We start from the raw sequence: 7,884 nt of genomic DNA on the forward strand, positions 1-7,884 counted from the left end.
CCGCTCCCCCCGCACGCTTCGCCCCCGCCATGCCCACACCACCCGCCCCCCCGCGCCGGAGGTGAGAGCCCGCGACCGCCACCGGCTGCCGGGCGCTCAGGATGGAAGACAACGCAGACCCGACCTACCCCCAAAAACTGCTCGCCGAGCTGCTGGGCACCGCGATGCTGGTGTTCGTCGGCGTCGGCTCGGTGCCCGCCACGACCCTGCTCGGCGCCGCCGCCCCCTTCACGATGGCCGAACTCGGCGTGATCGCCTTCGCGTTCGCGATGGTCGTGATCGCGATGGTGTACGCGATCGGCCACATATCCGGCTGCCAGATCAACCCCGCGGTCACCCTCGCGCTGGCCGCCACCCGCCGGATGCCCTGGCGCGACGTCCCCGGCTACCTCGCCGCGCAGACGGCCGGCGCGCTGCTCGGCGCGCTCGCCATCGTCGCCGTGCTCGGCCGCAGAGCCGTCGGCGCCGGACTCGGCATCGCCTCCTACGCCTCGCCGACCGGTGCCGGGCACGCCTTCGCCGCCGAGGCGATCGGCACGTTCATCCTGGTCTTCGTGGTCTTCGGCGCGATCGACCGGCGCGCGCCCGGCGGCTTCGCCGGACTCGCCATCGGCCTGGCGGTGTTCGCGGTGATCATCCCGATCGGCCCGGCCACCGGCGCGGCCGTCAACCCCGCCCGCGCGTTCGGCCCGATGGCCGTCGGCGCGCTCTACGACGGCAACGTGCACTGGGCCCAACTGCCGGTCTACGTCGTCGCCGAGGCGGTCGGCGCGCTGCTCGCCGGCCTCGTCCACACCGCGCTCGCCACCCGCCGTACTTCCGCCGCCCGTACCGCGGGCACCGCCGGCAGGACAGCGCCGGCGCCCGCCCCCGAAGGAGCCCTGTCGTGAAGAAGCTGATCAACGCGCCCGAGACCGTGCTCGACGATGCCCTCGCCGGTATCGCGGCCGCCCACCCCGGCCTCCTGACCGTCGACGCCGTCAACCGTGTCATCACCCGGGCCGCCGCCCGCAGACCCGGCAAGGTCGCGCTGGTCTCCGGCGGCGGCTGCGGCCACGAGCCGCTGCACAGCGGGTTCGTGGGCACCGGCATGCTCGACGCGGCCTGTCCCGGCGAGGTGTTCACCTCGCCCGTGCCCGACCAGATGGTCGCCGCCGCCAAGGCCGTCGACGCCGGCGCGGGCACCCTGTTCGTGGTGAAGAACTACACCGGCGACGTGCTGAACTTCGAGATGGCCGCCGAACTCGCCGCGGAGGACGGCCTGTCCGTCGCATCGGTGCTGGTCGACGACGACGTCGCCGTGCAGGACTCCACCTGGACCGCCGGCCGCCGCGGCACCGGCGGCACCGTCTTCGTGGAGAAGATCGCCGGCGCGCTCGCCGAACGCGGCGCCCCGCTCGCCGAGGTCGCCGACACCGCCCGCCGGGTCAACGCCGCCACCCGCTCCTTCGCCGTAGCCCTCACCGCCTGCACCGCGCCGGCCGCAGGCAAGCCAGGATTCGAACTGCCCGACGACGAGATCGAGGTCGGCGTCGGCATCCACGGCGAGCCCGGCCGCCGCCGCGAAAAGCTGCGCCCGGCACGGGAGATCGTCGCCGACATGCTGGCCGCCATCCTCACCGACCAGCCACTCGCCACCGGCGACCAGGTGCTCGTCATGGTCAACGGCCTCGGTGGCACCCCGCTGATGGAGCTGTACGTCGTCTACCGCGAGGTCGCCGCGCTGCTGGCCGCGCGCGGTGTGCGGATCGCCGGGAACCTGGTCGGGAACTACGTCACCAGCCTCGACATGGCCGGTGCGTCGATCACCGTCTGCAAGACCACGCCCGACCTGCTCGACCTGTGGCACGCCCCCGTGCACACGGCCGCGCTGCGCTGGGGCGTCTGACCGGTGAACGGCCCGGCCCCGCACCGTGATCGGCCCGCACCCGCGAAGCCGCCCTGCTCCTGAACGTACTCACCCCCGCTGGTCCGCCCTGGTGGGCCGGCACCGCGGCCGTGAGCACCGCACCGCAAGCACGACACCGCACTGACGAACGGAGAGCCCGTGGACACCGCCCTCGCCCGCGCTTGGGTGCAGGCCATCGCCGCGGCCATGGACACGCACAAGGACCGGCTGACCCAACTGGATTCCGCCATCGGCGACGCCGACCACGGCGCCAACATGCACCGGGGTTTCGCGGCGGTCGCCGCCGCCCTGCCCGAGTACGACGCGTCGACCCCCGGGCTGATACTCGTCAAGACCGGTTCGCTGCTGATCTCCGTGGTCGGCGGCGCGTCCGGGCCACTGTACGGAAGCGCCTTCCGCTCCCTCGGCAAGGCGCTGGACGGGCCCGACACGCCGGAAGCAGACGCCGCAGCGGCCGGGCCGGCCGGTCCCGAGCGGGTGGCCGACGCGCTCGCCGCGGGACTGGCCGGGGTGCGGCGGCTCGGCGCCGCCGCCGAGGGCGACAAGACGATGATCGACGCGTATGCGCCCGCACTTGCGGCGTTCCGCGCGTCCGCCGCGGCAGGCGGTGACCTGGCGGACGCGTCGGCCGCCGCGGCCGACGCCGCCGAGGAGGGGATGCGGGCCACCACCCCCATGCAGGCCAGGAAGGGGCGGGCCTCCTACCTCGGCCCGCGCAGCGTCGGCCACCAGGACCCCGGCGCCACCTCCACCGCGCTGATCTTCCGCGCCCTCGCGGATACCGCCGCCGCGGCCAAGGCGGCAGCATGAGTACCCGCCTGTGCTACCCGGGACAGCCCGCCTCACCCGGCACCGCCCTCGGCGAACTCCACCGCACCGACCGCCCCTTCACCAGCCCTGCCCGCGTCCCTCGCCGATCAGCCGGTGAGGGTGCGGGTACCGGGACAGGCGCGGGCGCGGAGTCCGGTCTCGGCGGGGCGGGTTCCGCCGAGCGCGTGGGGTCCGGGCCTGCTCCCGAAGGCGTGGCGGGCGACTCCCGCGGTGGGTGCCGTTGCGGGAGTGCCGCCGCTGATGGGGGAGTTGAGTCCGCGTCCGGCGTTCGCACCGCGGCCGACCCCGGCGGGGCGGTCGCCGGCGAGGGCGCCAAGTCATGCCGTCACGAGGCGAGTTACGGTGTCGAGTTCGCCGGGCCGGCTCGCCTCGCCGGGGAACCCTCGTGCGCCGGGGGGCTGGTCGCCGCTGCCTTCGACACGGCTGCCGACCGTCTGCATGCCGTGGCCGACGGGTTGCGTGCGCGGGGCGACGACGAGCAGGCCGACATCATCGAGATCGGCGGTCTCATCGCGCGCGATCCCGATCTGCGGCAGCACACCCTGCGGTTGGTCGCCGAGGGAGCGGACGCGGCGGACGCGGTGCACGAGGCGGTCGACGCGCAGGCACGGGCCATCGCCGCGCTCGGCGACCCGGTGCTCGCCGAACGGGCCGCGGACGTCCGGCAGGTGGGCCGCCGGGTGCTGGCGGTGTTGCACGGCGTCCAGGAGCCCCCGCCCGACCGGCCGGTGGTGCTGGCCGCCCGCGAGATCGGTGCCGCCGACCTGCTGGAGCCGGGCCGTACGGTGACGGCCGCGCTGTCGGTGACGGGCGGGCCGAACTCGCATGCCGCCATCGTGGCCCGCTCGTTGGGCATCCCGCTGCTGCTCGGCGTCGACCCGGTGGTGCTCGACCTGCCCGACGGGGTGGAGACCCTGGTCGACGGCGCCGCGGCCGTCGTCCACCCCGCGGCGGAGGAACGCGAGACGGCGCTCGCCGCGATCGCGGCCGTACGGGAGCGGCGGGCCCGGCTCGCCGCCGAGCGGCACCTGCCGGCCCGGACCGTCGACGGCCACCCGGTCACCCTGCGGGCCAACGTGGCCACGCCCGCCGACGTGCGCGCCGGGTTGCTGGCAGGCGCGGACGGCGTCGGCCTGCTCCGTACCGAACTGCCCTTCCTCGACGCGGTGCGCTGGCCCTCCCGCGCCCGGCACACCATCGCCCTCGGGCCGGTACTCGCCCCGCTGGCCGGGCGGATCGCCACCGTCAGGACGCTGGACTTCGCCGACGACAAACTGCCGCCGTTCCTGTCCGCGGGCCGGCCCGCCGGCAGCCGGCTCGGCCGCGGGCTGCCGTTGATGCTGGCCCAACCCGACGCGTTCGGCGAGCAGTTCACCGCGCTGCTGGCGGCGGCAGCCGGTGCGCACACCGAACTGCGGATCATGATCCCGATGGTCGCGGACGTCGCCGAACTGCGGTCCTGCCGTACGCTGCTGGACCGGGCAGTCGCGGAACTCGACCTGCCCGCACCCCCGTTGGGGATCATGGTGGAGCTGCCGGAAGCCGTGCGGGGGATCGACGAGCTGGCCCGGGAGGCCGCGTTCCTGTCGCTGGGCACCAACGACCTGACCTGCCAACTGCTCGAACTGGACCGCCGGGACCCGGCCGCGGGACCGGCGTCGACGGCCCACCCCGCGGTATTGCGCGCGATCGCCGCGGTGGTCGCGGCCGCCCGCACCCACCGGCGGCCGGTGTCCGTCTGCGGTGACGCCGCCGCCCACCCGCTGGTGCTGCCACTGCTGGTCGGGCTCGGCTGCGACACCCTCTCGGTGGCCCCGGCCGCGCTCGACGAGGTGCGGGCCGCGGTCCGCCGGCTCGACCGGGCCGCCTGCCGGGAGACCGCCACCGAGGCGCTGGCGCTGCGGACCGTGGGCCAGGTCCACCACCTGGTCCGCTGCCGGCTGCCCCCGTCGCCCGACTGACCGCCACAGCAACCCCGTTGACCGGTCAGTGCGCATCCGGCGGCGGGCACCATCGGCGGCTGGCACGACCGGCCGCGGGTCCAGCCGCCCGCGGACATGAACAGGGGCGGGCTCACCTGAAGTACCGGTGCGCCCGCCCCCTCCACGAACCCGGCGTTGTCAGGCAGCCGGGTTGGTCGTGATCTGGCCCTCGCCGCTGTCCTTGAGCCAGGTCGACCAGCTCAGGTTGAAGTCCGCGTAGCCGTTGTCACCGGCGGCATTGCCGCGCGGCGAACCGGTGATGGTGATCGGGTCGCCCTGCTTGACGAAGTCGTAGAACCACTTCGCGTCCGCGAGCGACAGGTGCACGCAGCCGTGCGAGCCGTAGCTGTGCCCGGGGTACGGGTCGCCGGTGGAGTAGTGCACATACGTGCCCGAGGTGGTCAGGTGCACATCCCACGGCAGGGTCAGGTCGTAGAAGTCCGGGCTGGACTTGTTGCAGCTGATGCCGACGCTGCAGGAGGTCATCCGGACCTCTTTCTGCTTGTCGATGACGGCCATGGTGCCGTCCCACGACGGGAACGACGGGCTGCCGGCGTCGATCGGCAGCGTCTTCACCACGGTGCCGTCGTGCGTCACCTTCATGCTGTGGCCGGTGACCGACACGCTGGCACGGTTGTCGTCGCCGATGGTGAAGGAGTGGCTGTAACTGTGGGTGCCGTAACGCCCGTTGCCGTTCGGCACGTTGTTCAGCTGCGCGTCGATGGTGACCTTGGTGCCCGGCTTCCAGTAGTCCTGCGGGCGGAAGTCCGCCCGGGTGCTGCTGAACCAGTGCCAGGCGCCGGTGGTCGGCACCGACGTCGATATCTTCATCGCCTTCTCGACGCCGGCCCGCGCCGAGGTCGCCACCGGGTTGCTGAACACCACGGAGATCGGCATCGCCACACCGACGGTGGTGCCCGTCTGCGGCGCTATCGTGTCGAGCAGCATCGGCGGACCCAGCGGCTTCGGCGTGGTCGGCTTCGGGCTCGCGGTCACCGCCGATTGTGACGACGACTTCGCGTCGTCCTTCGGCGGTGTCGAAGCGGACGAATTCCCGCCGCACGCGCTCGTGCCCGCGAGCACCGCACCTGCCACCAGTGCGATCCCCATGCTGGTCCTGACCCGGCCCATGTACCTGTACTCCGCTCATATCACTGCATCGGCTGCGACTACCAAACTTAAGACTCCGCGGAGATCATCGTGGTTCCGGCGGCTGGTAAAGCGGGTGCCAAGCTTTCGAACCGACCCCGGAACGTGACGAGATGGCCGCCATGCTCACGCACGGTGCTGCCGGTGCGGGAGGGACGGACGGTGGGGCCAGCATGGGCATGCTGGCCCCACCACGGTTGGCAAGGTGACAGTAGTGAGGTCAGAGGCCCGCGGACGGCACAGTCGTAGTGGGCGCCGCGCGGTGCGGTGCCCCTTTCGGAACGGCTGCGACGGGGAGTTCGGATCATGACGGATCTCACACGACGGAATGTGCTGCGGGGTTCGGGCGCGGTGGCGCTCGGCGGCGTCACCACGTTCGGCGCACCGGGTCTGCCCGGGCTGCCCGGACCCCAGCGGGCTCAGGCGGCGTCGCGCGCCGGGCGTCGCGATCCCTACCCCTTCCTGCACGGCGCGTTCGCCCCGGCCACCGAGGAGGTGACCGCCTTCGACCTGCCGGTCACCGGCCGCATCCCGCGCGAGCTGGACGGCCGCTACCTGCGAACCGGTCCCAACGTGCTGGGACTTGAGGACCCGCGCGCCCACCACTGGATGCTCGGCGAGGGCATGGTGCACGGCGTGCGGCTGCGCGACGGCCGCGCCGAGTGGTACCGCAACCGCTGGGTCAGGTCGGCAGCCGTCGCCGCGAAGCTCGGCGAGCCCTACCCGTGGCAGGCCCCCGACGACGACTTCGCCAACAACACCCACGTCATCCCGTACAAGGGCCGGGTGATGAGCCTCCAGGAGAGCGGCCCGACGCCGTACGAACTCGGCGAGGAACTGGACACCCTCGGGCCGTACGACTTCGGCGGGACGCTCAGCGGCGCGTTCACCGCCCACACCAAGTACGACGAACAGGCCGACGAACTGCACGCGATCACGTACTACCCGACCTGGGACCACGTCCGGCACCTGGTCATCGACCACACCGGGCGGGTGGCGCGCACCACCCGCATCCCGGTCGCGGACAGCCCGATGATGCACGACTTCGCGCTGACCGAGCGCTATGTGGTGGTGTTCGACACCCCGGTGACGTTCGACGCCGCCGCCGCGCAGGCCGGCGCGCTGGTGCCGTACAAGTGGAACGACAGGCATCCGGCCCGGGTCGGAGTGCTGCCGCGCGCCGGCGGGCCGATCCGCTGGTTCGAGACCGACCCGTCCACGTACTACTCGCACACGCTCAACGCCTACGACGACGGGACCACCGTCACCGTCGACTTCACCAGCTTCCCGACCCCCTTCTTCGCGGCCGGGCGCGGCTGCGACGGGCCCTCGGCCCTCGGCACGCCCCGCCTCGACCGCTGGACGATCGACCTCGGGCACGGGCGGTTGCGCTTACGGCGGATCGACGACCGGCCGCAGGAGTTCCCCCGGGTCCGCGAGTCACTCGTCTCCCGCCGGCACCGCTACGGGTACGCCGCCACGGCCGGGGAGATGTGGCGTGCGTACGAGACGGTCGACGGGGTCGCGCCCGACCGCGTGTTCGGCAACGCGCTGCTCAAGCACGACCTGTTGCGCGGGAGTACCGAGGTGCACCGTTTCCCGAAGGACTCACCCGCGAGCGAGGCGGTGTTCGTGCCGGCCGAGGGGGGTGGCGCCCGCGCCGAGGACGACGGGTACGCCCTCGCCTACGTGCACGATCCCCTGCGGGGGGCCGCGGATCTGGTGATCCTCGCCGCGCAGGACTTCAGCGGGGCGCCGCTGGCCCGTATCCATCTGCCTGGGCCGGTTCCCCTCGGCTTCCACGGAAGTTGGGTCCCGGCGTGACGCGGACGGGCGAGCTCACGCGGACGGGCTCACGCGGACGGCCGGTCCGAGGGGACACGGTCGGTCCGCCAGCACATGGAGCGGAAGGGGAGGGGGAACGTGCCGTCGGGGTCGAGGTACCCGTCGTCCTCGGCGCGGGCGCCACCCCCCTCGGCCGGCACGAACACCGCCTCGCTCGCGGGTGAGTCC

General features: G+C 73.4%; 6 protein-coding genes. 5 read left to right on the forward strand and 1 reads right to left on the reverse strand.

What is annotated here, in order from left to right; translation table 11 throughout:
- The first annotated feature begins 101 nt into the window (after positions 1-101).
- The 4 genes from AC13HU_RS26280 (at position 102) to AC13HU_RS26295 (ending at position 4,701) form a co-directional block, all read left to right on the forward strand.
- Positions 102-890 (forward strand): MIP/aquaporin family protein, encoded by a 789-nt coding sequence (locus tag AC13HU_RS26280; RefSeq protein ID WP_483044429.1) that lies wholly within the window; start codon positions 102-104, stop codon positions 888-890.
- Positions 887-1,888 (forward strand): dihydroxyacetone kinase subunit DhaK, encoded by a 1,002-nt coding sequence (gene dhaK / locus AC13HU_RS26285; protein ID WP_483044430.1) that lies wholly within the window; start codon positions 887-889, stop codon positions 1,886-1,888. Before AC13HU_RS26280 ends, dhaK begins: the two co-directional genes overlap by 4 nt.
- Before the next feature lie 159 nt (positions 1,889-2,047).
- Positions 2,048-2,719 carry a dihydroxyacetone kinase subunit DhaL gene (dhaL, locus tag AC13HU_RS26290; RefSeq protein WP_483044431.1) on the forward strand — a complete coding sequence of 224 codons (672 nt, stop codon included), beginning with the start codon at positions 2,048-2,050 and terminating at the stop codon, positions 2,717-2,719.
- On the forward strand, positions 2,716-4,701 hold the full coding sequence (locus AC13HU_RS26295; RefSeq protein ID WP_483044432.1) for a putative PEP-binding protein: 1,986 nt from the start codon (positions 2,716-2,718) through the stop codon (positions 4,699-4,701). Before dhaL ends, AC13HU_RS26295 begins: the two co-directional genes overlap by 4 nt.
- Before the next feature lie 159 nt (positions 4,702-4,860).
- Here AC13HU_RS26295 and AC13HU_RS26300 read toward each other — a convergent pair whose 3' ends face one another.
- A complete protein-coding gene (locus tag AC13HU_RS26300) occupies positions 4,861-5,853 on the reverse strand; it encodes a L,D-transpeptidase (RefSeq protein ID WP_483044433.1) in 993 nt (330 codons plus the stop codon).
- A 324-nt stretch (positions 5,854-6,177) separates the two neighbouring features.
- On the opposite strand from AC13HU_RS26300, the gene AC13HU_RS26305 reads away from it, so the two are divergent.
- Positions 6,178-7,695, forward strand: coding sequence for a carotenoid oxygenase family protein (locus tag AC13HU_RS26305; RefSeq protein ID WP_483044434.1), 1,518 nt, complete (start codon positions 6,178-6,180; stop codon positions 7,693-7,695).
- The last annotated feature ends 189 nt before the right edge of the window (positions 7,696-7,884 follow it).

Source organism: Streptomyces sp. NH27 (genome assembly GCF_056859195.1).